Genomic DNA, 26,855 nt, shown 5'->3' on the forward strand with positions numbered 1-26,855 from the left:
GATTTTCTCGACAGCCTGAGCCAGAGCATTGTATGCTCTGGCTTATTTCTTTCTTCTTACCTGATAAAGCCTGTCAACTTCATCTACAAAATCGCCGTCAATCAGCTTATCCACTTTTCCAGCCAGTTCCTTTGTATGCTTTGGACTGGCTCCGTTTGTAGAAACAGACACCGTAACATGCCCTCTTTTTACGATTTTCGGTATGTACACATTGCCAAGCTCAGCGTCACTGACACAATTAACAAGCTGAAAAGGTGAAGCAGTTTGAACAATTTCTTTGTTCACTGCCGCATTATCCGTCGCGGCAATAATCAAAAAAGCATCGAAATAATCTTCTTCTTCAATCGCACGGCTGACCCATCTGATACGGCCGTTTTCTGCCATCTGCTTGATTTCCGGTTCAACATCCGGACTGACAAGCGTAATATCAGCCCCCTCAAAAAGCACCGTTTTCAGCCTTCTGAGAGCGATGCTGCCCCCGCCCGCAATGACAACCTTCTTTTTTTCCAGGCTAATGTGCAGCGGGAGCATATGAACCTCCGTCAAAATCAAATTGTCCCTCAGGATTTTCAGCAGTTTCTCTCACACGGTTCAAAAATGCGTTTTTCACATGAGGGTGGAATCCGATATAAGAAGAAAGGTAGACATTCGGATTATCAGCCTTTAATGTCTGAACCTCTCGTTCGATTTCATTCATCAGCATGCCGGTAAAAAGCAAATAGGGAACAACCAAGGTTGTCACGCCGTCATCTTTTTTAAGTTTTGAAAAAACCTCTTTGTAATTCGGATCGCACGCTGTCAAAAAGCACGGGATGACTTCCTTGACCGGAATCATGTGTTGAAGAAGATTGGCAATTCCGGTTACGTCTCTTTTTACGTCGGGATCTGAACTTCCCCTTCCGATAAGCACAACTCTTGCATTTTCATACGGAACACCTATGTCCTTCATTCGGTGATATACAGCTTTGACTACTTCTACATCAATCCCGATCGGCTTCCCATATGAAATACGGATTGAAGGATATCGGGATGCAGCACGCGCAATTTCTTCCGGAATATCATGTTTTGCATGCGCAGCTGTTAAAAGAAGCAGAGGCACCACTGCGATATGAGTGGCGCCTTGCTTCACACATGCTTCAAACCCTGTCTCAATTGTCGGCTCCTGAAGCTCTAAAAAGCTGATTTCTTGTACAGGCGCAGAAACGTGCGCCTTGCATCCTTCCAAAAAGGCTGCGGCTTCTTGCTGCGCCTTTTTTACCCGGCTGCCGTGACCGACATATAAAATCGCTTGTTTCATTCTTACAACGCCTCGCTTAAATCGTGTTTTTTCAGCTCAGATTCAAACCATTCCAGCTTATAGTGATAATTTACAACATTTCCAATGACAATTAAACTCGGATTTTTAATGTCTTCTTTTATCACCGTTTCTGAAAGAGTGTCAACTGTACAAAAAACAGATTTTTGCTTATCCGTTGTTCCCCAGTGAATAAAGGCTGCCGGCGTAGAACCGTCCCGGCCGTTTTCAAGAAGTTTTCTTTCAATCTGCTGCACGTTTTTGATACCCATATAGATGACAAGTGTATCAATTCCTGTAGCCAGCGCTTTCCACTTATCCTCAAAATCTTCGTCTTTTTTATAATGACCCGTTACAAAAGCGACGTTAGAGCCCGCATCCCGATGAGTAACAGGAATCCCGGCATAAGCCGCTGCCGCAATTCCTGACGTAATGCCGGGGATGATTTCAAACGGAATTCCGTTTTCAGAGAGACATTCCGCTTCTTCCCCTCCCCTTCCGAACACAAAAGGGTCTCCGCCTTTCAGTCTGACAACGGTTTTCCCTTTTTGCGCATACTTTACAAGAAATCGATTGATGGTTTCCTGCTGCATCGTATGAAAATCTGGAAGCTTCCCGCAGTAGATCAGGTCTGCTTGCTCTTTGGCATATTGTAAAATCTCTTTATTGACTAATCTGTCATATAAGATGACATCAGCTTTTTCAATGGCTTTTAGCGCTTTAATTGTGAGCAGATCAGGGTCACCGGGACCCGCTCCTACAATATATACTTTCCCCATCGTATTTCCCCCGATCTATTCGAGTTCTTCCAGAACATTTGCTGTGATGTTGTTCTCGCTTGCATTCCGGCATCTGATAAGAACACAGCAGATCATATTTAGCTCAATTTTTGTTTGACAAACTCGATCAGCTGATTTTTGCACGCTTCACGGTCATACTGTCCTGAATCAAGAACGAGCTCCGGTGCATCCGGCTCCTCATAAGGAGAATCAATTCCTGTAAAGAACGGGATTTCTCCGTTTCTTGCTTTTTTATAAAGCCCTTTCGGATCTCTTTGTTCACAAATATCGAGGTCGCATTTAATGTATACTTCATTGAATTCGCCTGCTTCTACAAGCTGGCGAACCTGTTCTCTGTCCTCGCGGAAAGGAGAGATAAAAGCAGTAATCACAATGGTGCCCTGCTGAACAAAAAGCTTTGCCACCTCTCCGATTCTGCGGATATTTTCTTTTCGGTCTTCGTCAGAAAAACCAAGATCCTTATTTAAGCCGTGACGGATATTATCCCCGTCCAGCACAATGACTTGGTAGCCCTGCTCAAACAATTCTCTCGCAGCGGCATTGGCAATAGTTGATTTGCCTGAACCGCTCAACCCTGTCAGCCAGAGAATGGAGCTTTTGTGCTTATTTTTTTGCTGGTATTCTTCTTTTGTAATAGAGGCTTCATGCCATACGATATCGCGATTTGTCACTGCCAGTCCCCCTTAAGATACGCCTGCTTCTTCTTTTTTCTTCATCCCTCTGATTAACACTTCTACAACTTCTGCGCGGCTGAATTCTGCAGGCGGGAGCACACCGTCTCTCAGCATGCCTCTTACCTTAGTTCCTGATAAAATGACGTGGTGTTCTCTGCCGTGAGGGCACGTTTTCGCTGTCCCCATATTTCCGCATTTTTCACAGAAAAAGCTGTGCTCGAATTTCAGCGGTGTAATCCCGAGCTCTTCAGCTTTAAATGTGTCAAACAGTTCCTGCGCCTCGTACGTTCCGTAATAGTCACCTACACCTGCGTGATCGCGGCCGACAATGAAATGCGTGCAGCCGTAGTTCTTTCTGACAAGCGCGTGGAAAATCGCTTCTCTCGGTCCTGCATAACGCATCGCCGCTAAGAAGACACCGAGGAACACACGGTCTTTCGGGTAATAATTGTCAAGAAGCACTTGGTAGCTTTCCATCCGCACATCAGCTGGGATGTCATCAGATTTTGTTTCACCTACCAGCGGGTTTAAAAACAAGCCGTCTACTGTTTCAAGAGCCGTTTTTTGAATGTATTCATGCGCTCTGTGAACAGGATTTCTTGTTTGGAAACCAACAATGGTTTCCCAGCCTTTTTCCGCAAACTGGCGTCTTGTTTCCGCCGGTTCAAACGTAAACTCAGGGAACTGTTTTGAAGCCTTTTTCATCAATGTGATTGGTCCGCCGACGTATGTATTGCCGCGGCTGAAAAGCTTTTTAACACCCGGGTGCTCCTGCTCATCCGTTTTATACACATTGACAGCTTCTTTTTGTTTGTCAGGCACGTACAGGTCTTCGATTTGGATAACGCCGTATGTTTCTCCTTCATACGTTAACTTTACCGTTTCACCGACTGACAGTTCCGCTGCTTTTTGCGCATCAACCGGAAGCGTAATTGGAAGGGACCAGACAACGCCGGAAGAAAGACGCATGCTTTCGACAACAGATACGTAATCTTTTTCATTAAAGAAGCCTTCGATCGGGCTGTATGCACCTATCCCTATTAATTCCAAATCTGCAAAAGAAATCAAATCGAGTTCAATTTCTTTTTGAATGCTGCTCACATCATATGATTCATCTACTCTGTTTACTAATGTTCCTCCGTGTGGTGCTAAGCTCATAATATCGATTTCCTCCTAGTTAACATATAAAATAACTCAGATTAATAGTCAGATTCCCCCGCCTTGTTCGTGGACCGAGCGTCTCTCTTTACGTATGGCCTTCATCAGGCTGACGGCACCGCCCGTCGCTAAAAGCACACTTACCATGATAAAGATTGAATAATAATCCGCTTTTAAAAACAAGGATACAAGCAGATAAGAAATTGATAAAGATAAAAACGGCGATACGATCCATACCTTCAACATCGTTTGAACAACTTGTTTATGGAACACGTTCGGACCGTTTTTTGCCATGCCTATTCCGATAATAGACGATGACGTGACTTGCGCCAATGGCACCGGCATCCCAAATACAGAACTGATGATTACCAGTCCGGCTCCTGTACCGGATAGGAGAATGCCTTCTCCTTTTGAAAATCTCGTAATTTTCTTCCCGTTTGTTTCTAACACCCGGCGACCTAATAACAACGCGCCAAGAGCAACAAAAGCTCCCCCGTACAAGGTTCCTTTCGTTACATCCAGCACACCGGCCGCTACTAATGGGCCAACGGCATTTGCCACATTGTTCATACCGGCAGAGAATGCTTCAAAAAATCCTGCACCTAACAAAACTATGCCAAGGATTTTTTGCTTTTTAGAAGATGTAATTTCAATCTTAAAATAACGAAACAGCTTAGATACAAAATAGGTAAAACCGAAAGCGAACAGCGGGACGAAAACCCAAAACGACACAATGACCAGCAGGTTGTTCACAAACAATACTTTGTAAGCCACTCCCACACCGACAACTGCGCCGACTGTAACTTCACTTGTCGACAAAGGAATGCCGAGGAGATTAGCCGTAAAGAGCGACAGCGCAGCGGCTCCAATAATAATACAAACAATCGTCAGTGTAATCGTCTGCTCGGGAATAATCCCGGAGCTGATGGTTTTTACAACCTCTCCCCCGCCAATGACCGCCCCGGCCAGCACACCGACTGCGCACAGGATCAAAGCGTAGGTTTTCTTTTTGATGGCTCCAGAGCCGTAAGCAACTCCCATCGAAGCTGCAGCGCCGCTTGCACCAATATTCATCGCGAAAAACAAGCTAAATAATATAGCGGCTAGTTCCATTTTGCAGCTCCTTATTCATGCAGTCCGCATTCTGTTTTCGCCATACCATTCCATCTGCCTGAACGTAAATCCTCTGCGGTAAAAGCAGGAGCCGTGCAAGGCGCGCAGCCAATACTTGGATATCCTTGGTCATGAAGCGGATTGTAGTCCAGCTCATTCCGGGAAGTGTATCTCCAAATGTCTTTCCAAGTCCAATGGATAAGCGGGCATACTTTTACTGATTTAAATTTTTCATCTTTGTTTAAGAAATTCGTATTGGCACGGCTCGGCCCTTGATCGCGGCGCAGACCAGAAAGCCAGGCTGGGTGTCCTGACAGTGCTTCTCTTAAAGGGACAACCTTTCTAAGATAGCAGCACTGATTCGGTTCTCTTTCCCACAGTTTGTCACCATGTTCTTCGGCTTGCTCCTCAAGGGTAAGGTCTGGTTTTTTCAGGATGATATTAAGACCTGGATAACGTTCTTTCACTCGTTCAATCGTTTCATAGGTTTCCTTAAAATGAAGTCCTGTATCAAGAAACACAATCTCTGCGTCTTTTTTCACTTTATAAATTAAGTCAATCAGAACGATTCCCTCAATTCCGAAACTGCAGGCATAAACAAGCTGATTGCCGTAATGGCCGTATGCCCACTTTAAAACTGACAGCGCTCCTTTATAAGGATCGTCTTCCGGAAATGTAATCGTTGGTTCTTCCCAATTATCGTACGTTAACATTTCTTCTTTCCTCCTTTCGGAGACAAACAAACAGTAGCTTTCTGCCGGTTGTCTTTTTCCAATTGTAATGTGATGCGCGGCTGCTGTTATCAAAATCAGCCTTTTTTCCTCTTAAAATAAAAAACTTTCAATCCGGCGGAAAGAAAGACAGGAACAGCATGTAGCCCTTATCTTTCAAAATGGAATTCATTTTGCTGGAAGTAGCACCTTACAAACTATGCAGGTTGCCGGGCTTCATAGGTCCAGTCCCTCAGCCGCTCTTGATAAGTTTTTAGATTTGTAGTAAATTTTAGCACAATTCTAACATAAGTCAACCCGACTTTTTTTATAGGATTAATAAAAAAACAGGCCGAGTGGCCTGATTTAAAGTACAGCAAGGCTTTAAAGCCTCTGCACATCACCGAAATTTATTTGTTGTTTTTTAAACCAATCTGTTGACTCGGGATTTTGTTTCCACGTTTTCAGCTTTTCCAGATCGTCTGAATGAATATTTCCGTTTTCAAGCGCGACCTCTGTAAGCGTATCATAATCTGTTAAAGAGTAATATGGCAGTTCTGCCTTTGCAAATGCTTCCCGCGCTTTAGGGAGCCCGTACGTAAAAATCGAGACGACACCGAGCACTTCACTGCCAGCCGCTTGTAAAGCTGCCGAAGCTTCAAGTACGCTTCCTCCTGTGGAGATTAAGTCTTCAATGACGACAGTTTTTTGCCCCTTTTGAACAGCTCCCTCAATCTGATTGCCTTTTCCGTGCGCTTTCGGCTTGCTTCTCACATAACACATCGGAAGATTCAATCGGTCAGCCGCCAGAGCAGCATGAGGAATACCGGCTGTTGCTGTTCCAGCAATCATTTCAGCTTCAGGAAAATGCTCTTCGACAAGCTTGCTGATGCCTGAGGCGACATCATTTCTGACCTCTGGGAAAGATAGCGTAAGGCGGTTGTCACAGTAGATTGGCGATAAAATGCCGCTTGCCCATGTAAATGGCTCGTTCGGGCGTAAAAATACAGCTTGGATGTCTAATAGATGTTTTGCGATGATTTGTTTCATAATTTGATTCCCTCCCATTCGAGTCTGACAGCTTCATAGGCTTTTACTGGGTTTTTCGCTTTTGTAATCGAGCGTCCTACCACAATTGCTGATGACCCTTTCTCTCTTGCAATTGCAGGTGTCGCTACGCGAATTTGGTCATTCGCAGCGTCCTCAGACATCCTGATCCCCGGAGTGACAGTCAGAAATGAAGGCGACACCGATTGGTAAATGACTTTTGCTTCATGAACAGAGCAGACCACTCCATCAAGCCCGCTTTCTTCTGCCAGCTTGCTGTAGTGCACAACCGTGTCGATCAGAGGCTTTTCGATCAGCAGTTCATTCTTCATCATTTGTTCAGATGTGCTTGTCAGCTGGGTTACCGCGATAAGTGACGGGCGTTTTTTTCCGGACGGCGTTCCTTCTTCTAAGCCTTCCAGGGCTGCTTGCATCATTTTTTTGCCTCCGGCCGCATGAACATTGACGAGGTCCACCCCGAGACCAGCAAGGCGCTTCATCGCTTTGTTTACAGTGGTCGGGATGTCATGAAGCTTTAAATCTAGAAACAGCTCGCAATTTCTTTCTTTTAATTGTTTAACTATAGATGGTCCTTCTTGATAAAAAAGTTCCATTCCAACCTTTACAAATAACGGTTCTAGCTGAAAAGGCGCTAAGAACGCAAGTGTTTCTTCAGCTGATGCAAAATCAAGCGCGATGATGGGCAGGTTGTTTTTCATGGTTCCAGCTCCTTCCGATGCATTCTTCAACAGATTCATAGCCGTATTGGCGTAAAACAGCAGGGAGCTGTTCAATAATGTCCGGGCATGCAAAAGGATTCACAAAGTTTGCTGTTCCGACAGCTACCGCGCTTGCTCCCGCGAGAAGAAACTCCAGTGCATCTTCGGCCGTCTGCACGCCTCCCATACCAATAATCGGAATATTGACCGCTTGGCTGACTTCATACACCATGCGAATGGCAACCGGCTTCACGGCAGGGCCGGAAAGCCCCCCTGTTTTATTCGCTAATATCGGTTTTCCTGATTTTAAATCAAGCCTCATGCCGATTAATGTGTTAATCATTGTAAGGCCGTCCGCTCCCGCTTCTTCGATCGCAGATGCAATTTCTGTGATATTTGCCACGTTCGGGGAAAGCTTTACATAAACGGGTACATCCGAAACCTTTTTAACCGCCTTCGTCAAATCAGCAGCCATTTCAGGATTCGTGCCAAAAGCAATTCCGCCTGTTTTCACATTCGGACAAGAAATGTTCAATTCAAGAGCATGAACATTAGGCGCTTGGCTGATATGCTCTGCGACTTCAACATACTCCTCGACTTGAGAGCCTGCAACATTTGCAATTATCGGCGTATCAAACTGTTCAAGCCACGGCAGCTCATTTTGCAAAACGCTTTCCAGCCCCGGATTTTGGAGACCGATCGCATTGAGCATTCCAGCGCCAGTCTCAGCTACTCTAGGTGTCGGGTTCCCGAAGCGAGGTTCCTGTGTCGTAGCTTTGATCATAATGGCTCCAAGACAAGATAAATCATAAAAACGCTCAAATTCTTTTCCAAAACCGAAGCAGCCTGATGCCGGAATGATCGGATTTTTCAATTCAAGTCCAGGCAGTTTGACCTCTAGCATTACAGCGCCACCTCCTGAGCTTTAAATACAGGTCCGTCGAGACATACTTTTACGTAGGATGTCTCACTTTCGTTTGTATGGCACACACACGCGAAGCAGGCGCCGATTCCGCAGCCCATTCGTTCCTCCATAGACAGGTAAACTTCTTTATGGGCATATTCCTGTTTTAATGCCTTCAGCATCGCTGTTGGCCCGCAGCTGAGGAGAATATCAAACTCTAGATTCTTCTGTTTTATGACATCTGTGACAAACCCGGTTTCCCCGTAGCTTCCGTCAGCTGTTGCCACATACGTGTCTCCATACTGTCGGCACTCTTCCTCATAAAAAACATCCTTTGCCGATTGGAACCCTAACACGTGTATGACCTTTACCCCTTTTTCTTTCAAGCGTTTCGACAGCTCTTGGAGAGGCGGGACACCTACACCGCCTCCTACCAGCAAAGCCGTCTTTCCGGGTTGGACTTCATTGACAGGAAAGCCATTTCCCAAAGGTCCGAGAACATCCACAGGTTCTCCCTGCTGCTTCATCGATAAGAGTCTTGTTCCTTCCCCATCTACTCGATAAATGATAGTGACTTCATTTTTTTCAAAGTTGACGTCAGCAATGCTGATTGGTCTTCTTAAAAGAGGCGTAACCGCTTCGCTCACTTTAAGATGAAGGAACTGTCCCGGGGTTGTAAACCCTTGGACAAGCTCCCCTTTCAAAACCATTTGATACACCCGGTCTGCAATTTGCTGGTTAGAACATACTGTCAAATACGCTTTTTTCATATAGTGACTGCCGCCTCCTGATTTGTGTTGACTGCCGGCATTTGATCGGCACGGAATGTCATGCTTTCCAGCACTCGCAGTATCGCTTCAGCCGTATCTAAAGATGTTAAGCAGGCAACACCATTTTCTACTGATTCACGTCTGATTCTAAATCCGTCTCTTGCCGGCTGCTTTCCTTTTGTCAGCGTATTGATGACAAACTGCGCTTCTCCGTTTCTGATCACATCTAGCAAGTTCGGGCCGTCCTGGCCGATTTTTCCGACGACCTTCGCTGGAATTGACGCTTCCTTGAGATACCCCGCCGTTCCTTCGGTCGCTAAAATGTTATACCCGATCGCATGGAATCGCTTAGCGATGGCAAGCCCTTCTTCTTTGTCCTTATCAGCCACTGTTAAAAGCACGGATCCGTAGTTAGGGATTTGAATGCCTGAAGCAATTAGAGCTTTATAGAGCGCTTTTTCAAGTGTGGAATCTTTCCCCATGACCTCTCCAGTTGATTTCATTTCAGGCCCTAACGTAATGTCCACTCTTCTCAGCTTAGCGAAGGAAAAGACTGGCGCTTTTACAAAAACCCCCTGCTGTTCAGGCTGAAGGCCCTCTGTATAGCCAAACGCCGCCAGCTTTTGGCCGAGAATGACCTTTGTAGCAAGGTTCGCCATTGGGATACCCGTGATTTTGCTTAAGAACGGTACGGTTCTGCTCGATCTCGGATTTACTTCGAGCACGTACACTTCGCCTTGTGATAAGACAAATTGAATATTGAGCAAACCGACAATGTTCAGCCCTTTAGCTAGTGCTATTGTGTACTGTTCAATTTTTTTCTTAATGTCTTCTGTGAGAGACTGAGGCGGATAAACAGCGATTGAGTCTCCGGAGTGAACGCCCGCCCGTTCAATGTGCTCCATAATTCCCGGAATGACGACTGTTTCACCGTCAGATACTGCATCAACTTCAATTTCTTTCCCAGTTAAATATCTGTCAATTAATACAGGATGCTGCGGATTGATTTTGACTGCGTTTTTCATGTAATGAAGCAGTTCTTCTTCATAATACACAATCTCCATCGCCCGGCCGCCAAGTACATAGGAAGGGCGCACCAGTACCGGATAGCCGATATCACTCGCAATGCTTACCGCCTGATCAACTGATGTCGCTGTTTTGCCAAGCGGCTGCGGAACACCGAGTTCTCCAAGCGCATGTTCAAATTTATCCCGATCTTCCGCACGGTCTAAATCTTCTAACGAAGTCCCAAGGATTTTCACTCCACGTGCAGAAAGCTCGTCAGCAAGGTTAATCGCAGTTTGTCCGCCGAACTGTACGACAACGCCCATTGGCTGTTCGAGGTCAATGATGTGCATGACATCTTCAATCGTAAGCGGTTCAAAGTACAGCTTGTCTGAGATACTGAAGTCTGTTGAAACGGTTTCCGGGTTGTTATTGACAATAATGGCTTCATAGCCTGCTTGTTTAATTGCCCATACAGAGTGAACAGTCGCATAATCGAATTCAACACCCTGACCGATTCGAATCGGCCCCGAACCAAGCACTATCACACTTTTCTTTTCTGTAACGACAGATTCATTTTCCTCTTCATATGTGCTATAGAAGTATGGCGTTTCTGATTCAAATTCCGCCGCGCACGTATCCACCATTTTGAATACCGGCGCAATTCCCGCTTGTTTTCTTAAGCTGTAAAGCTCCGATTCTTTCATTTCCCACTCACGGCTGATGTACTTATCAGAGAATCCGAATTCTTTTGCCCGCCTCAGTACGTCAGTATCACCTGCATTTGCCTTCAATTCTTTTTCAAACTGTACAATTCCGAACAGCTTATGCAGGAAGAAGACGTCGATCGCAGAAAATTCATGGAGGTCTTTTACCGTATAGCCTCTTCTGTACGCTTCAGCTAAGTAGAATAAGCGTTCATCACCGGCCTTTTTAATTCGTTTTTCAAGAAGCTCAGCGGAAATGTCTCCAGCGTCCTTTAATTCAAGATGATACACATCCGCTTCCAGTGAACGCACAGCCTTCAGCAATGACTCTTCAAGCGTGCGGCCGATCGCCATGACCTCTCCTGTCGCTTTCATTTGCGTGCCGAGCTTTCTGTTTGCTGATTCAAACTTATCAAACGGCCAGCGCGGAATTTTGGATACGACGTAGTCAAGAGCCGGTTCAAATGCTGCATATGTTTTTCCTGTCACTGGGTTCATCATTTCATCTAATGAAAGGCCGACAGCAATTTTAGCAGCAAGCTTTGCAATCGGATATCCCGTTGCTTTTGAGGCAAGGGCAGATGAACGGCTGACCCGCGGGTTTACTTCAATAATGTAGTATTGGAAGCTGTCTGGATCTAAAGCGAGCTGGACGTTACATCCACCTTCGATTCCAAGCGCGCGGATCAGTTTTAACGATACATTCCGCAAGAGCTGATATTCGCGGTCGCTGAGCGTTTGGCTTGGCGCGACAACAATACTGTCTCCAGTGTGGATTCCGACTGGATCAATGTTCTCCATATTACAAACGACAATCGCGTGGTCCTGGCTGTCTCGCATCACTTCATACTCGATTTCTTTATAGCCCGCGATGCTTTTTTCAAGCAGACATTGATGCACCGGGCTTAATTTTAAGCCGTTCTCAACAATTTCTTTCAGTTCGGTTTCATTCGAGCAGATGCCGCCGCCTGTTCCTCCCAATGTATATGCCGGGCGGACAATGACAGGGAAACCAATTTGGCTGACGAAGTTTTCTGCTTCTTCAAGAGAGTGGATAATTTCACTTTCTGGCACCGGCTCATTCAGATCATTCATAAGTGTTCTGAACAAATCGCGGTCTTCAGCCTGCTGAATCGCAGACAGCTTCGTGCCAAGCACTTCGACGCCGCACTCTTCCAGCACGCCTCTTTCAGAAAGCTCAACCGCAAGATTCAAACCGGTTTGGCCTCCGAGAGTAGGAAGAATGGCATCCGGGCGCTCTTTTCTGATGATTCGCGTCAGGAATTCAGGAGTGAGCGGTTCGATGTAGACTCGGTCAGCCATTTCTGTATCTGTCATGATCGTAGCAGGGTTTGAGTTGACAAGGATGACCTCATAGCCTTCTTCTTTCAATGCGAGGCAAGCTTGGGTTCCCGCATAGTCAAATTCTGCTGCTTGGCCGATGATGATCGGTCCAGATCCAATTACTAAAATTTTGTTAATGTCTACGCGTTTTGGCATACCGCTTCCCCTTCTTTCTCTGTTGTTTCGATCATTTCGATGAATCTGTCAAATAGATGGTTGGCATCCTCAGGACCAGGAGAGGCTTCAGGATGATATTGAACCGTAAAAGCCGGCAGTATTTTATGCTTCAGCCCTTCAATCGTATCGTCGTTAATTGCGATATGCGTCACTTCGAGTTCTGTTTTGCTGATTGATGAGACTGTATAGCCATGGTTTTGAGATGTTAAGGCGACTTTTCCGGTAGACAGCTCTTTTACCGGGTGATTCGAGCCCCTGTGGCCGAATTTCATTTTTTCAGTATTCGCTCCGCACGCCAGCGCGAATAACTGGTGGCCGAGACAAATTCCGAATAATGGCACTTTTCCAAGCACACCTTTAATCATCTCAATCGCTTCAGGCACATCTTTCGGATCTCCAGGTCCGTTAGAAAGCATGATGCCGTCCGGTTTCAGCTGAAGCACTTCTTCCGCTGTAATGTTGTAAGGCACAACGATGACGTCACATTTCCGTTTGTTCAGCTCTCTAAGAATACCGTGCTTCATGCCGAAATCAACCAAGACAATGCGTTTGCCTCTTCCAGGGCTCGGATATGCTGTCTTGGCCGATACTTGGGAGACTTGATTTCTTGGCAGTTCAGTTTCATTCAGTCTTTTCAGCACCGCTTCGATATCTTCATCAGGTGAAGCGAATGTTCCTTTTAGCGCGCCTGCCGTGCGAATCATTCGTGTCAGCTTTCTTGTATCAATTCCCTGCAGTCCCGGAATGTTTTTCATTTTTAAATACTCGTCTAATGTGTATGCTGAACGCCAATTGGAAGGCTGTTCACACAATTCTTTAATGATCAGCCCTTTCACAAAAGGGGTAATGGATTCAAAATCATCACGGTTGATGCCGTAATTTCCGATAAGCGGATACGTTAATGTTACGATCTGCCCGCAGTAAGAAGGATCAGATAATATTTCCTGATAGCCTGTCATCCCGGTGTTAAAAACGACTTCTCCCATGCTGTGTTCTAAGCCTCCGAAAGCTTCTCCCTCGAATACCGCTCCGTTTTCCAGTACTAATCGTCTCTTCATTTGACAAGTCTCCCTTCTTCGTAAGCAAGCTTCCCTGCCGCAATTGTAGCGACAGGCCAGCCGGTGCAGCTGATGCCGTTAAATGGTGTGTTTTTTCCTTTTGATAAAAATGTCTCTTTGTCAATAACTGCTTCCTTTTCCAGGTCGATTAACGTAATGTCGGCAACTTGCCCCGTTTGTAATGTTCCGTATGGGAGACCGAACGCTTCGCATGGTTTGATTGTCATGTAATCAATCAGCTGTTTCAGCGACCAGCTGCCATTTTTGACAAAGTGTGTGTATAGGAGCGGGAACGCTGTTTCTAAGCCGACAATTCCAAATGGCGCCAGCCTCATTTCTGTATTTTTCTCTTCTTCAGTATGCGGCGCATGGTCTGTTGCGATAAAATCAATCGTTCCATCTAAAAGACCTTCGATTAAAGCAGCTCTGTCTTCTGCGCCGCGGAGCGGAGGATTCATTTTATAATTGGTATCCAATCCCGGAATGTCTTCATCACAAAGCAGTAAATGATGAGGTGAAACTTCTGCTGTCACCCGAATTCCCGCTTTTTTCGCATCACGCACGACTCTCACAGATTCTTTCGTGCTGATATGGCATACATGATAATGGCAGTTTGCCGCCTCAGCCAGCAATACATCGCGAGCAATATGAACTGATTCACACACAGAAGGGATGCCGCTGAGCCCGTTCGCTTTGGAGAATGTCCCCTCATGAACGCTTCCTCCGTAAATTAAGGAGTTGTCTTCACAATGTGCCACAATCGCTTTGTCGATCGCAGCTGCCCGTTTCATCGCTTCATACATCATTCCTGCTGTCTGTATACCAACACCGTCATCTGTAAAAGCAAATGCTCCGGCTTCTTTTAAAGCTTCAAAGTTTGTCATCTCATCACCGATTTGTCTGATCGTAATGGATGCATACGGAAGAACTCTGACACATGATGTTTCTTTAATACGGTTTTGAACCCATTCCATCTGCTCCTTCGTATCAGGGACCGGCCGCGTATTCGGCATTGCCGCTACTGTTGTATAGCCGCCGCGCGCCGCTGCTTTTGCACCGGTTTCAATGGTTTCTTTTTTCTCTCCGCCCGGCTCTCTGAAGTGTACGTGGAGATCAACAAACCCAGGTGAAACGAGCAAGCCTTTTGCATCAATTACCGTTTCTTCATCCGCTGCATCAAGCCTGCCGATTTCGGTGATGATTTCTCCAGTCACTCGAATATCCGCTTCTGTTTTTTCACCATTTTCGTTAAGTAACCAGCCATTTTTAATGAGATATGACATACGCTGTTTCTCCTCTTTTCACTTTGGTTTGTAAGGCACGCTGTATCACTGCCATTCTGATAAATACGCCATTTTGCATTTGTTTGAAGATTCTTGATTTTTTGCTTTCTACTAAGCTGTCATCAATCTCCACTCCTCTGTTTACCGGAGCTGGATGCATAATAATCGCATGCTGCTTCATACGCTCAGCCCGCTCTACGGTCAAGCCGTATTTGTTTAAATAGCCGTCCTGACTGACAGCGGACTGATGTCTTTCATTTTGAATGCGAAGCAGCATGACAACATCGGAAGACTCAACTGCTTCATCCATTGAGACATACGTGCCGAATGGATTTTCTTCATCCTGCCATTCCGAAGGACCTGAAAACAGGACACGGGCACCTAGTCTTGTCAACACTTCCGCATTTGATCTAGCCACTCTGCTGTGCTTAATATCGCCATGAATGGAGACGGTAAGCCCTTTGAACGTATGGAACTCTTCATTAATTGTCATTAAATCAAGCAATGATTGCGTCGGGTGCTGGCCGCATCCGTCTCCCGCGTTCAGAATCGGGATCTTCACCTGGCTGACAAGTTCTTTATAGTACTCATCCTCACTGTGCCTGATGACGCACACGTCCACACCGATTGATTCGAGCGTTCGGATGGTATCATATAAGGTTTCGCCTTTTTGCACGCTTGTACTTGTTCCATCAAGATTCAGCACATTCATACCCAGCTTTTTTTCTGCCACCTCAAAGCTGAACCGCGTTCTCGTGCTCGGTTCGAAAAACAGGTTTGCTGCAAATTTCCCCATAAGCTGATTGTCTGTTTTTCCGCTTTTGAGGTCTTGTGCTGTTTGAAGCAATTCTTTGATTTCCTCAATACTGAGCTCGCTCATCGTCGTTAAATGCTTCATGTTCTTTCCCCTCTCATTTCAACTTGAAGGCTGAAAAAACCCCGGTCTAAGATAGACTCGGGGTATGGTTAAACAGAGGGCAGCATTGAGCTTCCTTCTCCTCATAACCCTTCCAAGCCTCTCTGGACTTTCTTTAAAAGGTTTTAGATATGATGTTGTTCAGATGTGTCTGCCTGCTCTTCCTTCGACTGCGGAAGAACCAGGTTTAAGATGACACCGACAATTGCGGCTAGCGCCATTCCTGACACTTGGAATCCCCCTTGAGACACTTGGATAAATGCGCCTCCTACACCGATCACTAGGATAACCGATGTGATAATAAGGTTTCTGTTGTTTTCATAATCAATTTTGTTGTCAATCAGCATTCTTAGGCCGCTCGAAGCGATGATTCCAAACAGCAGGAAGGAGACACCTCCCATGACCGCCGACGGCACTGAACTGATCAGTGCTGAGATTTTGCCGATAAAGCCGAAGCAAAGGGCAATCACCGCCGCACCGCCGATGACAAAGACGCTGAATACTCTTGTGATGGCCAGCACGCCAATGTTTTCTCCGTAAGTCGTTGTCGGCGGACCGCCAATCAAGGAAGCAAGGATGGTCGCCACGCTGTCACCCATAATGGAGCGATGCAGCCCCGGTTTTTTAATGAAATCTTGTCCAACAACTTTGCTCAGCACCATTTGGTGGCCGATATGCTCCGACATTGTCACAAACGCGACGGGAACCATTGCTGCTGCGATGCCGAGTGTTACTGACGGTGAATAGTCTTTAAACGGGATGATAAATTCAGGCACTGCAAACCATTTCGCGTCAAGCACCGGCTGGAAGTTGACAATCCCTTGAGTAAGGGCAAACAGGTATCCGCCGATGATTCCGATCAGAACCGGAATCAGGCTTAAAAATCCTCGTAAGAAAATTGCGCAAATAATCGTGATCGCCAGCGTAACTCCTGCGACACTGAAGTGCTTTAAGCTGTAGACCAATTCACTCGCGTTCGGATCAGCATACATCGCCATGTTTACTGCAGTACTTGCCAGCCCCAGCCCGATGACGATAATAACGGGGCCTACGACGACAGGCGGGAGAATCTTCATCAGCCAACCGGTTCCAAGCTGCCTGATCAATAAGGCAATCAGTCCGTATACTAGCCCTGCAAGAAACGCCCCGACCATTGCCGCTCCCGGCCCGCCGGTCGCTTTTACCAGTATGATCGGAGAAATAAAGGCGAAGGATGAACCGAGATACGCCGGAATTTGCCCTTTCGTTATAAGAAGATAAGCAAGTGTCCCGATGCCGCTTGTCACCAGTGCCACAGCAGGACTCATTCCGACCAGCTTCGGTACCAAAATCGTTGAGCCAAACATGGCAAACAAATGCTGCAGACTGAATGAAACCCAAGAGAAAGGTGTCGGGACATCCCTGACTCCTAAATTTACTTTTTTCTTACTCATGATGATTTTCCCCCTGATTGTTAACTTTCATTTTAGGTTGACTCAATGACTGTATAAAAAAACCTCTTTGCTATTTTTACGCAAAGAGGCATACAAAGACCTGCCGAACACTTTCGGGACTTTGTTGTGCACCTCTTTGCAACCTCTCTGGATTGCCTTTAAAAAGGTAATCTATTATTCATTTTCATAAATGGCGACGAGATCGTTTTGATCTACCTCATCAAGCTGAACCATAACCTTTTCAGCTTTTGATGTCGGGATGTTTTTCCCGATATAATCTGCTCGTATCGGCAGCTCCCGGTGTCCTCTGTCAACTAGTACAGCCAGCTGAATAGAGGAAGGTCTGCCTACATCAACAAGCGCATCCATACCTGCTCTGACCGTTCTTCCGGTGTACAGAACATCATCTACGAGGATCACTTTTTGATCTGTGATGTCTACCGGAATATCTGCGCCTTTCACAAGCGGTTCTTCGTTGCTCGTTTTTTTGGAAAGATCGTCTCTATAAAGGGTAATATCAATTTCACCGACTGTTACAGGATTCCCTTCAATCTGTTCGATTCGTTCCGCGAGGCGTTTTGCCAAGTAAATCCCTCTTGTCTTGATGCCGACAAGGATACAGTTATTCATTCCTTTATTGCGTTCAATCATTTCGTGAGCAATCCTGGTCAGCGCCCGTCTGATTGCCTGTTCATCGAGAATGACAGCTTTTTGATTCAATATGTGACACCTCACAGTTCATATAGAAGAAAAACCCCTCCTGCCAGAGCATAGAGGGGTTTTAGGACAAGGTGCGCGTATATACACGCATCCTGTCTATCCGTTATCCTTCTCAGCCTCTCTGGACTGTTTTAAAGAATCTATTCAGCTTCGTTTATTATTTCAGAAAAGAAACAGTCTGTCAATCGTTTTTTCTGAGGTTTTCGATTAATTCTGCCATATCCTCCGGAAGTGGCGCTTCAAATTCGACATATTCGCCAGTGCGGGGATGATCAAATCCTAAAATACCGGCGTGAAGGGCCTGACCGTTAAAATCGATCGTTTTTCTCGGACCGTATTTTGGATCGCCGGCTAATGGAAATCCAATATATTTCATATGAACACGAATTTGATGCGTTCTTCCGGTTTCAAGCTGGCATTCCACCAACGTAAAATCCTGAAAACGCTCAAGCACATGGAAATGAGTGACGGCATTTTTGCCATCACGCGTCACAGTCATGCTTTGACGGTCTTTCTTGTCCCGTCCGATCGGCGCGTCAATTGTGCCGTCATCGTGAGAAATAAGCCCATGGACAACTGCCGTATATTTCCGCGTGACCGTTTTGTTGACCAATTGGTTTACAAGTGACTCGTGCGCCATATCATTCTTCGCCACCATTAATAAGCCGGACGTGTCCTTATCGATTCTGTGGACGATCCCCGGACGCATCACACCATTTATTCCGGAAAGGTCCGTACAATGAGCCATAAGGCCGTTTACAAGTGTACCGGTAAGGTGTCCGGGAGCTGGGTGCACAACCATTCCGCGAGGTTTATTGACGACCAGCACATCCTGATCTTCATAGTAAATATCAAGATCCATAGGTTCTGCCAGCACGTCGAGCGCTTCCGGCTCAGGCACAGTGACGGTCACCTGATCCCCCGGCTGAATTTTATAATTCGATTTTACAGGGCTTCCGTTCACGACAACTTGTCCGTCTTTCACCCATTGCTGTACCTGTGTTCTCGACCAATCATTTTCAGTCGATGCTAGAAATTTATCAATCCGCTCACTTTTTTGTTCATCTGAAGCGGTAATATCAATTTGGTTCATGCTATTGCTCCTTTTTCTTTTTCCCGCTGTCCAACAACATTTGTATAAATAAAAGCATTACGCCGACACATAACGAGGAGTCTGCGATGTTAAAAATGGGGTAATTGTAATTCACAATAATAACATGGATAAAATCCACAACTTCCTGTCTGACAGCCCGATCAATGAAGTTGCCGATGGCACCGCCAAGCATAAGTCCGAGGGCCACGCCAAGAAGCCTTTGTCCTTTTGTGTAACGCTGTATGTAATAAACAATGCCAATAATTACCGCGGTTGTAATGAGGTAGAAAAACCACATCTGACCGGCTAATATCCCCCATGCAGCACCCGTATTGCGATGGGAGGTGATATAGAATACCTGATCAATGACCGAAATGCTTTGTCCAAGCTCCATGTTCTTAACGACAAGCCATTTTGTCAATTGATCGGCTGCAATAATAAGTAGTGCGATCACATAATACAGCACAAACGTTCCTCCAGTTTACGGTTACTTTAATCCATTATGCATTTTATCAATAAAAAGCACTGGAGTAAAGAAATATCAGGCATAATAACCGGCCAGACACTGTTATTCATACAGTGCCTGGCCATATTCGATATTCGTTGATTTCCACAGCGGAAGCGTTTTTTTTTCAAATTGGACAGAGTAAAGAAAATCGTTTTCTGTACGGGCAGTCGGCAGCACAGCAAGCTTTGAAAGAGGAATAGGAGCCCCGGTTTCTTCGCAGTACCCGAATGTACCGTTTTCGATTTTGGACAATGCGAGGAGAACGTCTTGAAGCTCTTCTTTAATGTGATAGATCAGAGTTGCTTTTTGTTTATGATTGATTGCTGCTTGGGGGCTTGTTGAAGCCTGAAAGCAAGAATACTCAAATAATCTCGACTGTAATTCTTCTTTCGTCAGAAGAAGTTCCGTATATATTGCGGTCAGTTGATCATCCATTCATCACAACTCCTGCTCTTAACGTAGTACCTATATTGTTGCCTGTGAATGATGATCTAAAGCCCATAAGATTTTTCCTGCCGTTCTAAACGATGTCACTCTTGGCACAAAAAAAGCCCGGCTTTTACGCCGGACCCTTTTCCATTATTTTTGATAGTATTTCTCAACGATTTCAGCGTTTCGCAGTGAAAGTGTAGGATATTTCGGATTTGCACCTACATCTTTTGAAATCACACGTGATCTCTCACACATTTCGCCTTCGGCTTTCTCGACAGCAATTTTACCTGTCGCAAAGCTTTGCGCATCGTTCGGCGCTTCTTTTTCTTCGCTGATTGTCAGCTCAGAAACAATAAACAGCTGAGAAAGATTCTCTTTAATGGAAGCCAAGAGCTCTTGGTTTTCTTTATTTGGATACAATTTCAGGTTGGCTTCCAATGATTTACCGATAACTTTTTCATTCCGCGCAGTTTCTAACGCTTTTAGGACATCATCACGGAAAGCCATAAATCGGTCAAACTTATCTTCTGTCGCTTCGCTGTTTGGAACCGTGATTGTTTCCGGCATATCTGTCAGCTGAACGCTCTGCTCTTCAACAAATGTTAAATGAGACCATAATTCGTCAGCCGTATGAGGAAGGATAGGCGCTGAAAGCTTCACTAATGCAAGAAGCGTTTCATAGAATACTGTCTGCATGCTGCGTCTATCCGGATGATCCGCATGCTCGATGTACACAATATCTTTTGCGAAATCAAGATAGAACGAGCTCAATTCGATTGTGCAGAAATTATGGATGCTGTGATACACAACCGCAAATTCGTACTCGTCATACGCTTTTTTCACTTTATCAATCAGTTTGTTCAGTTTAATCAGCATATATTGGTCCACTTCGCGAAGGTCTTCGACAGCCACCGCATTCGTTTTTGGATCAAAATCGAATAGGTTGCCATGAAGGAAACGGAACGTATTGCGGATTTTACGGTATACTTCTGCAACCTGCTTCAAAATGGCGTCAGATACGCGAACGTCCGCCTGATAATCAACTGAAGACACCCATAATCTCAAGATGTCGGCACCAAGCTGTTTCATAACTTTAGCAGGAACAACGACGTTACCAATCGATTTACTCATCTTGCGTCCTTCTCCATCCAGTGCGAACCCATGGCTGAGCACACCTTTATATGGCGCTTTTCCTGTTACAGCCACTGCTGTAGAAAGAGATGAGTTAAACCAGCCGCGATATTGGTCAGATCCTTCTAGATATAAATCAGCTGGGCGAACGAGATCTTCACGCTCATCAAGCACTGCTTGATGAGAAGATCCTGAATCAAACCAAACATCCATGATGTCCTGTTCTTTTGTAAATGTGCCGTTCGGGCTGCCAGGATGCGTAAAGCCTTCCGGAAGAAGATCCTTCGCTTCTTTTTCAAACCAAATGTTTGATCCGTGCTGTCTGAATAATTCAGAAACATATTCAATGGTTTCATCTGTAATAATCGGTTCTCCGTTTTCAGCATAAAATACCGGGATCGGCACACCCCATGCACGCTGTCTGGAAATACACCAGTCTCCGCGGTCACGAACCATGTTGTGCAAACGCTGCTCGCCCCATTCAGGAACCCATTTGGTTTCTTTAATGGCATCCAGCAGGTCTGACCTGAAATCTTTAATAGACGCAAACCATTGCGCTGTCGCTCTGAAAATGGTTGGTTTTTTTGTTCTCCAATCGTGCGGATAAGAGTGAGTAATGAATTCAAGATTCACAAGCGCGCCTTTTTCATCAAGCTGCTGCGTGATCGCTTTGTTCGCATCATCATAGAACATACCTTCAAAGCCTGGAGCTTCGCTTGTCATTACACCTTTTGCATCAACTGGACATAGCACATCCAAACCGTATTTTTGGCCGATGATAAAGTCATCTTCCCCGTGTCCCGGCGCTGTGTGAACGCAGCCTGTTCCGGCATCAGTTGTTACGTGTTCGCCAAGCATAACGAGAGAGTCTCTGCCATATAGCGGGTGTTCAGCGATAATGTTCTCAAGGTCTTTCCCTTTGATCGTTCTTGTTACTTCATATTGATCAAATCCGCATGCAGATGCAACATTTTCGACTAAAGCACTTGCTACGACAAAGCGATTTTCACCTACTGCAATCACGCTGTACTCAAGATCAGGGTGCACTGAAATTCCGAGGTTCGCCGGAATTGTCCAAGGTGTTGTTGTCCAAATGATGATGCGCTCACCGTTTTCAAGAACGCCTTTTCCGTCTTTCACACCGAAAGCAACGTAAATAGATGCTGAACGTTTGTCTTGATATTCGATCTCGGCTTCAGCCAAAGCAGATTCACTTGAAGGTGACCAGTTAACCGGTTTAAGACCTTTATAAATGTAACCTCGTTTTGCCATCTCACCAAACACGCGGATTTGCTGCGCTTCGTATTCCGGTTTTAATGTCACATATGGGTTTTCCCAATCACCGCGGACACCAAGGCGTTTAAACTGCTCACGCTGTCCCTCGATTTGCTTCCAAGCGTACTCTTCGCACAGTTTGCGGAACTCCGCTACTGACATTTCTTTGCGGTTGACTTTTTTGTTTTTTGTGAGAGCCGTCTCAATCGGCAATCCGTGTGTATCCCAGCCCGGTACATACGGCGCGTTATAGCCGCTCATTGATTTGTAGCGCACAATAAAGTCCTTCAAAATCTTGTTAAGCGCGTGTCCCATATGGATATCGCCGTTTGCATACGGAGGTCCGTCGTGTAAAACAAATTTCGGGCGGTCTTTCGTCCGTTCCTGTACAAGGCGGTAGATATCCTCTTCCTCCCATTTCTTTTGAATGTCAGGCTCACGGTTTGGCAAATTTCCACGCATCGGGAAATCTGTTTTCGGCATTAAGAGCGTTTCTTTAAAATCCATTTTCATTCCTCCACTGAAACTTTTTCAGAAAATAAAAAAAGCCCTCTCATCCCATAAGGGACGAGAAAGCTTATCTCGCGGTACCACCCTTTTAGAAAAAGCAAGCATACGCCTTTTCCTCTCGAGCATCGTAACGTGATGAACGTCCTAACCTACTGTGAGTTCAGAAAGGAAACTTAAGGGCTGATCTACATGATTCCGGCCTTCCCGGACTCTCACCATCTCCGGGTCGCTATAAAGGCCTGAAGGAAACATGACTGTCCCTTTCAACCGTTTTTTCATCTGAATTTATGAACGTATTATATTCGACAAGCTAAGAAAATGTCAAGGTAATCAAAAAATTTATTCCTTTTCCTCAAATACTGCGTCGACCTCATACTCAAGAAGATGATCCCAATCGTCATTTTTCAGAAGATCGAGTTGAGCTTCAATCAGCATTTGGAAACGTGTTCTGAAAACTTTAGACTGTTTTTTCAGCTCTTCAATTTCCATGGCAATTTTTCTTGATTTTGATAAAGATTCGTTGATAATGCGATCAGCATTTTTCTCCGCTTCGCGTACAATCAGCTTTGCTTCTTTTTGAGAATTGCGTTTTACGTCTTCAGCCGCTTCTTGAGCAACTAAAATCGATTTATTCAGTGTTTCTTCAATATTGGCAAAGTGTCCGATTCTCTCATCAAGTTCATTGACTTTCGCTTCAAGCTCAGTTTTCTTACGGAGAACAATTTCGTAATCTTTTCTGACTTGTGCCAAGAATTCATTTACTTCATCTTCATCATATCCGCGAAAACTTTTTGTAAAGGTCTTGTTGTGAATATCATTTGGCGTTAATGGCATGATGCCACCTCCATTTTTACATTTCAGTACGGTTATCTAGTTCACATTATAAAACAAATTTCGCACAGATGGAGAAAAAAACTGAAAAACTGACTATTTTTGTCGTTCAAACGTGACTCTCCACTTGTCTTTTTTGGTTTTTCCTTCGATTTTTGTTAAACTGCATCGGCCAAAGCCCCTGATAGACAGCATGTCCCCTTCTGCCACCATGTATGAAGGATCTTCAACCACCTTCCAGTTCACTTTCACAAGGCCGTTTTTCACAAGCGCCTGTGATTTCTGGCGGGATTGTCTGCTCATAGAGGCACAGACGGCGTCCAGCCTTAATGAAGAAACCGTGTCATCTCTTATTTCGACATCAACTGCTGGAATGTTAAGGTCTGATAAGTCGATTTTCTCTAGGCTGACTGCCGCTTTCCCTGCTTGGGTCAGCTGTGCAGCTACAAAATCAGCGGTATCGGCTGAGACAATCAATTGCACTGATGCCTCAGAAAACACGATGTCACCAAACTTTTGACGCTTTAAGCCTATGCCCATTAATGCACCAAGCAGAGAACGGTGATCTACAGAGACAAACTTTTCAGCATAACGGACGTTAAACGCCTGCAGTTCAAAATCCGATTCTTCCGGAGTGATGTACTCTGGATACAGAATCGCCCGTTTTCGTTCCGCTCTGTCATAGCCGCCGGAAAAAGCAAGCCCGACGTCTGCCTGTCCGGTAACAGCAGAGAGGATGACCTGCTCTCGGGGATCTAAAAAGTCAGTCAGCTTCATCCTGTACTGCTCCTGGACAATACTTTTCCATTCGAGCGCCTGATCAATAAAGGCCCGCTCGTCTTTTCTGAAGTGCTGATATATATCGCTCATCGTCTTTCCCTTCTATGTAAAGAGGCTTGGCCGCTGCCAAGCCCCTATCAAACTGTCACATTAAAACGCAATCATGCGATAAAGTCCCCACAAGCCGGTTTTCGCAAATTGCAACACTAACATAGCTACAATTGGAGAAATATCCAGCATTGCAATCGGAGGGATGATTTTTCTGAATGGTTCGAGATATGGTTCACAAATCGAAGCCAAAAAACGCCCGACTGCTGTTTCCCTCGTACTCGGCACCCATGACATAAAAATATATATGATCAGGGCAAATGAGTATATTGTAATTAATAAGCTTAAAACCGAAAAAACTTGATAAAGGATCATCTCGCTTTACCACCTCTGATGTTCGTCTTCAGATATGAGCTCAGAAATTGTGCCTGATACATCTACGTTGTCAGGCGTGCAGAGGAAAATATCCGAGCCGATTCTTTGAATATCGCCGCCAATGGCATAAACGGTTCCGCTTAAAAAGTCAACAATCCGCTTAGCCTGGTCATGCTGTATCCGCTGAAGATTGACGACAACTGCCCGCCGGTTCTTCAAATGGTCGGCTATTTCCTGCGCCTCCGCATAAACACGCGGCTCACTCAACACCACTTTAGAGGATTTCTGAACACTTTGCAAGCTTACTACATTCTGTTTGCCCGCAGGTTTGTTTGCGGTATAAGCCGGTTTTTCCTTTTGGTCATGCTCTTCATGAGATTCTTGCTCTGTCTCAATATATTCATATTCGTATTCTTCATCTTCCATTGAGAAAAAGTTTTTCAGTTTATTTTTCATACTCATTGCTGTACACCCCCTGTTTCATTTCCGACTAACGATGAGCCGATTCTAATATAAGTAGCCCCTTCTTCAATTGCAATTTCAAAATCATTTGACATGCCCATCGACAGTTCAGTACACGGAGCGTTCGGCTGTTTCAGCTCCTGAACCTGATCACGGAGTTCTCTCAGCGCTCTGAAACAGCCTCTGATCTCATCTTGATCATCAGTCAGCGGAGCCATAGTCATCAGTCCGGCCACAACGATGTGTTCGAAACCGGAAAGCTCCTGTATGAATGGAATGACTTCTTCTTTTTTCATGCCGTGTTTAGAAGGCTCAAGAGAGGTATTGACCTGCACAAAGCATTGGACAGTACCTTCAGCCCGTTTTTCAATTTCTTTCGCTAATGAGAGCCGGTCTAAGGAATGGATATAGGAAACCGAATTGACGACAGCTTTTGCTTTTCTTGATTGCAGACTGCCGATAAAATGCCATTCCGGATTCCCGTTTATCATTTCCTGTTTGCGGAGCAGTTCCGCATCCCGATTCTCTCCGAGGCAGGTGATGCCCGCATCCACTGCCTCCTGTGCTCTTTCAGGCGATACATATTTTGTAACTGCAATAACCGTAACTTCATCGGAGCTGCGGCCCGATCTGTTACATGCTTCGTTTATTCGTTCGTTTATATGTCGTAAATGATCAACAACACGCAAGATCTTTTATGCCTCCTTCATTCCTATAAAGGACATCATCCGTCCAGTTTTCCCCTGATCGCGGCGGTGAGAATAGAAAAGAGACGGTTCGCTTTCCGTGCATAAGCCACTGACAGAAATCTGTTCATTTACCAAACCGCTGTCAATCAATATAAGGCGGTTCAGCTCTTTCAGGTCAAGCTGATATTGTGCCTGTGCCGCCTGATTTACAGCACGTTCTGCGGAAACCGGCAATGCCCGGACAGCATCCATGACACGGTCGTCTACTGTATAGCATGCTCCGCTGATAGCCGGTCCAATAACAGCATAAATATCTGAGGGATTTGAACCTTCCTGCTCGGTCCATTGCTTCACCATTTCTCTGCCAATCTGTTTGACAGTGCCTTTCCACCCGGCATGGGCGACCCCGACAAGCGATTTAACCGGATCATAAAAGAATAGAGGCACACAATCAGCAAAGCACAATGCTAAAAACACATTCTTTTCATTTGTATAGAGCCCGTCCGTTGCTTTTAGAGCCGTGTGATACTCACGGGCGCCTTTTCCCCTATCCCTCTGTGTCACTTTCTGAACGCGATTATCATGCGTCTGATCAGCAAATACCCAAGACTGCAAATCAATATTAAACATATCGGCAATATATTCACGATTTTTAACTACATCTGCATCTTTGTCATGAACGTGCAATCCTGTATTTAACGATTCAAAAGGCTTTTGGCTGACACCGCCGTTTTTCGTAGTAAATCCGGCAATGACTTCTCTGTTGTTTTGATTCGTTTGTGTCCAGTCTTGTATCATGAGTGTCGAGGGTGTGGTAAGACTGAATGGGTGATATGTATTCATGATGATCCAACCTTTCGACAAACATTTAAAAAAGCGGAATTTCCCA

27 protein-coding genes, 1 riboswitch and 1 other annotated feature are annotated in these 26,855 nt (G+C 45.3%); all 27 genes read right to left on the bottom strand.

Annotated features, from left to right (window positions below; genetic code table 11):
- Positions 1 to 42: 42 nt before the first annotated feature.
- Positions 43 to 531, bottom strand: coding sequence for a precorrin-2 dehydrogenase (sirC, locus tag MOF34_RS06895; RefSeq protein ID WP_268399383.1), 489 nt, complete (start codon positions 529 to 531; stop codon positions 43 to 45).
- On the bottom strand, positions 512 to 1,297 hold the full coding sequence (gene sirB / locus MOF34_RS06900) for a sirohydrochlorin chelatase (protein ID WP_268399387.1): 786 nt from the start codon (positions 1,295 to 1,297) through the stop codon (positions 512 to 514). The genes sirC and sirB overlap by 20 nt, the downstream gene beginning before the upstream one ends.
- Before the next feature lie 2 nt (positions 1,298 to 1,299).
- Entirely contained in the window at positions 1,300 to 2,073 is a 774-nt protein-coding gene (cobA, locus tag MOF34_RS06905; protein ID WP_268399390.1) for a uroporphyrinogen-III C-methyltransferase, read from the bottom strand.
- A gap of 98 nt (positions 2,074 to 2,171) precedes the next feature.
- On the bottom strand, positions 2,172 to 2,765 hold the full coding sequence (gene cysC / locus MOF34_RS06910; protein ID WP_268399393.1) for an adenylyl-sulfate kinase: 594 nt from the start codon (positions 2,763 to 2,765) through the stop codon (positions 2,172 to 2,174).
- Between the two features lie 12 nt (positions 2,766 to 2,777).
- Positions 2,778 to 3,926 carry a sulfate adenylyltransferase gene (gene sat / locus MOF34_RS06915; RefSeq protein WP_268399396.1) on the bottom strand — a complete coding sequence of 383 codons (1,149 nt, stop codon included), beginning with the start codon at positions 3,924 to 3,926 and terminating at the stop codon, positions 2,778 to 2,780.
- Positions 3,927 to 3,974: 48 nt separating this feature from the next.
- Positions 3,975 to 5,039: a sulfate permease gene (gene cysP / locus MOF34_RS06920; protein ID WP_268399399.1), complete on the bottom strand. Its 1,065-nt coding sequence runs from the start codon at positions 5,037 to 5,039 to the stop codon at positions 3,975 to 3,977.
- Between the two features lie 11 nt (positions 5,040 to 5,050).
- A complete protein-coding gene (locus MOF34_RS06925; protein ID WP_003221498.1) occupies positions 5,051 to 5,752 on the bottom strand; it encodes a phosphoadenylyl-sulfate reductase in 702 nt (233 codons plus the stop codon).
- Between the two features lie 164 nt (positions 5,753 to 5,916).
- Positions 5,917 to 6,022, bottom strand: a riboswitch (SAM riboswitch).
- Positions 6,023 to 6,133: 111 nt separating this feature from the next.
- Positions 6,134 to 6,799: an orotate phosphoribosyltransferase gene (gene pyrE / locus MOF34_RS06930; RefSeq protein ID WP_284439989.1), complete on the bottom strand. Its 666-nt coding sequence runs from the start codon at positions 6,797 to 6,799 to the stop codon at positions 6,134 to 6,136.
- Positions 6,796 to 7,515: an orotidine-5'-phosphate decarboxylase gene (pyrF, locus tag MOF34_RS06935; RefSeq protein WP_268399404.1), complete on the bottom strand. Its 720-nt coding sequence runs from the start codon at positions 7,513 to 7,515 to the stop codon at positions 6,796 to 6,798. Before pyrF ends, pyrE begins: the two co-directional genes overlap by 4 nt.
- The gene (locus MOF34_RS06940) at positions 7,484 to 8,419 is read right to left on the bottom strand and encodes a dihydroorotate dehydrogenase (RefSeq protein ID WP_268399406.1); all 936 of its coding nucleotides are present in this window, start codon (positions 8,417 to 8,419) and stop codon (positions 7,484 to 7,486) included. Before MOF34_RS06940 ends, pyrF begins: the two co-directional genes overlap by 32 nt.
- On the bottom strand, positions 8,419 to 9,189 hold the full coding sequence (pyrK, locus tag MOF34_RS06945) for a dihydroorotate oxidase B electron transfer subunit (RefSeq protein ID WP_268399408.1): 771 nt from the start codon (positions 9,187 to 9,189) through the stop codon (positions 8,419 to 8,421). Before pyrK ends, MOF34_RS06940 begins: the two co-directional genes overlap by 1 nt.
- The gene (carB, locus tag MOF34_RS06950) at positions 9,186 to 12,401 is read right to left on the bottom strand and encodes a carbamoyl-phosphate synthase (glutamine-hydrolyzing) large subunit (protein WP_268399410.1); all 3,216 of its coding nucleotides are present in this window, start codon (positions 12,399 to 12,401) and stop codon (positions 9,186 to 9,188) included. The genes pyrK and carB overlap by 4 nt, the downstream gene beginning before the upstream one ends.
- Positions 12,386 to 13,480, bottom strand: coding sequence for a carbamoyl phosphate synthase small subunit (locus MOF34_RS06955; protein WP_019714353.1), 1,095 nt, complete (start codon positions 13,478 to 13,480; stop codon positions 12,386 to 12,388). Before MOF34_RS06955 ends, carB begins: the two co-directional genes overlap by 16 nt.
- Positions 13,477 to 14,763 (bottom strand): dihydroorotase, encoded by a 1,287-nt coding sequence (locus tag MOF34_RS06960; protein WP_268399413.1) that lies wholly within the window; start codon positions 14,761 to 14,763, stop codon positions 13,477 to 13,479. Before MOF34_RS06960 ends, MOF34_RS06955 begins: the two co-directional genes overlap by 4 nt.
- Positions 14,747 to 15,661 (bottom strand): aspartate carbamoyltransferase catalytic subunit, encoded by a 915-nt coding sequence (locus MOF34_RS06965; protein ID WP_268399414.1) that lies wholly within the window; start codon positions 15,659 to 15,661, stop codon positions 14,747 to 14,749. The genes MOF34_RS06960 and MOF34_RS06965 overlap by 17 nt, the downstream gene beginning before the upstream one ends.
- Before the next feature lie 143 nt (positions 15,662 to 15,804).
- The gene (gene pyrP, locus MOF34_RS06970) at positions 15,805 to 17,112 is read right to left on the bottom strand and encodes a uracil permease PyrP (RefSeq protein ID WP_019714350.1); all 1,308 of its coding nucleotides are present in this window, start codon (positions 17,110 to 17,112) and stop codon (positions 15,805 to 15,807) included.
- A gap of 174 nt (positions 17,113 to 17,286) precedes the next feature.
- A complete protein-coding gene (gene pyrR, locus MOF34_RS06975; protein WP_003221477.1) occupies positions 17,287 to 17,832 on the bottom strand; it encodes a bifunctional pyrimidine operon transcriptional regulator/uracil phosphoribosyltransferase in 546 nt (181 codons plus the stop codon).
- Positions 17,833 to 18,013: 181 nt separating this feature from the next.
- Positions 18,014 to 18,925 (bottom strand): RluA family pseudouridine synthase, encoded by a 912-nt coding sequence (locus MOF34_RS06980; RefSeq protein ID WP_268399418.1) that lies wholly within the window; start codon positions 18,923 to 18,925, stop codon positions 18,014 to 18,016.
- Position 18,926: 1 nt separating this feature from the next.
- Positions 18,927 to 19,391, bottom strand: a complete 465-nt coding sequence (gene lspA / locus MOF34_RS06985; RefSeq protein ID WP_268399420.1) for a signal peptidase II — start codon at positions 19,389 to 19,391, stop codon at positions 18,927 to 18,929.
- 102 nt (positions 19,392 to 19,493) lie between these two features.
- Positions 19,494 to 19,868 (bottom strand): TraR/DksA family transcriptional regulator, encoded by a 375-nt coding sequence (locus tag MOF34_RS06990; protein ID WP_268399422.1) that lies wholly within the window; start codon positions 19,866 to 19,868, stop codon positions 19,494 to 19,496.
- 144 nt (positions 19,869 to 20,012) lie between these two features.
- Positions 20,013 to 22,778, bottom strand: a complete 2,766-nt coding sequence (ileS, locus tag MOF34_RS06995; RefSeq protein ID WP_268399425.1) for an isoleucine--tRNA ligase — start codon at positions 22,776 to 22,778, stop codon at positions 20,013 to 20,015.
- 53 nt (positions 22,779 to 22,831) lie between these two features.
- Positions 22,832 to 23,058: a binding site (T-box leader), on the bottom strand.
- Positions 23,059 to 23,120: 62 nt separating this feature from the next.
- Positions 23,121 to 23,615: a septum site-determining protein DivIVA gene (gene divIVA, locus MOF34_RS07000; RefSeq protein WP_003221468.1), complete on the bottom strand. Its 495-nt coding sequence runs from the start codon at positions 23,613 to 23,615 to the stop codon at positions 23,121 to 23,123.
- Positions 23,616 to 23,708: 93 nt separating this feature from the next.
- On the bottom strand, positions 23,709 to 24,482 hold the full coding sequence (locus tag MOF34_RS07005; protein WP_268399428.1) for an RNA-binding protein: 774 nt from the start codon (positions 24,480 to 24,482) through the stop codon (positions 23,709 to 23,711).
- Positions 24,483 to 24,542: 60 nt separating this feature from the next.
- The gene (locus tag MOF34_RS07010) at positions 24,543 to 24,815 is read right to left on the bottom strand and encodes a YggT family protein (protein ID WP_268399430.1); all 273 of its coding nucleotides are present in this window, start codon (positions 24,813 to 24,815) and stop codon (positions 24,543 to 24,545) included.
- A gap of 6 nt (positions 24,816 to 24,821) precedes the next feature.
- Positions 24,822 to 25,277, bottom strand: a complete 456-nt coding sequence (sepF, locus tag MOF34_RS07015; protein ID WP_019714345.1) for a cell division protein SepF — start codon at positions 25,275 to 25,277, stop codon at positions 24,822 to 24,824.
- Complete coding sequence (locus MOF34_RS07020) at positions 25,274 to 25,966, bottom strand: YggS family pyridoxal phosphate-dependent enzyme (protein WP_268399432.1); 693 nt, start codon at positions 25,964 to 25,966, stop codon at positions 25,274 to 25,276. Before MOF34_RS07020 ends, sepF begins: the two co-directional genes overlap by 4 nt.
- A 6-nt stretch (positions 25,967 to 25,972) precedes the next feature.
- Positions 25,973 to 26,809: a peptidoglycan editing factor PgeF gene (gene pgeF, locus MOF34_RS07025; RefSeq protein ID WP_268399433.1), complete on the bottom strand. Its 837-nt coding sequence runs from the start codon at positions 26,807 to 26,809 to the stop codon at positions 25,973 to 25,975.
- Positions 26,810 to 26,855 lie beyond the last annotated feature (46 nt).

Source organism: Bacillus sp. T17B1 (assembly GCF_026796395.1).
GTDB lineage: Bacteria > Bacillota > Bacilli > Bacillales > Bacillaceae > Bacillus > Bacillus spizizenii_A.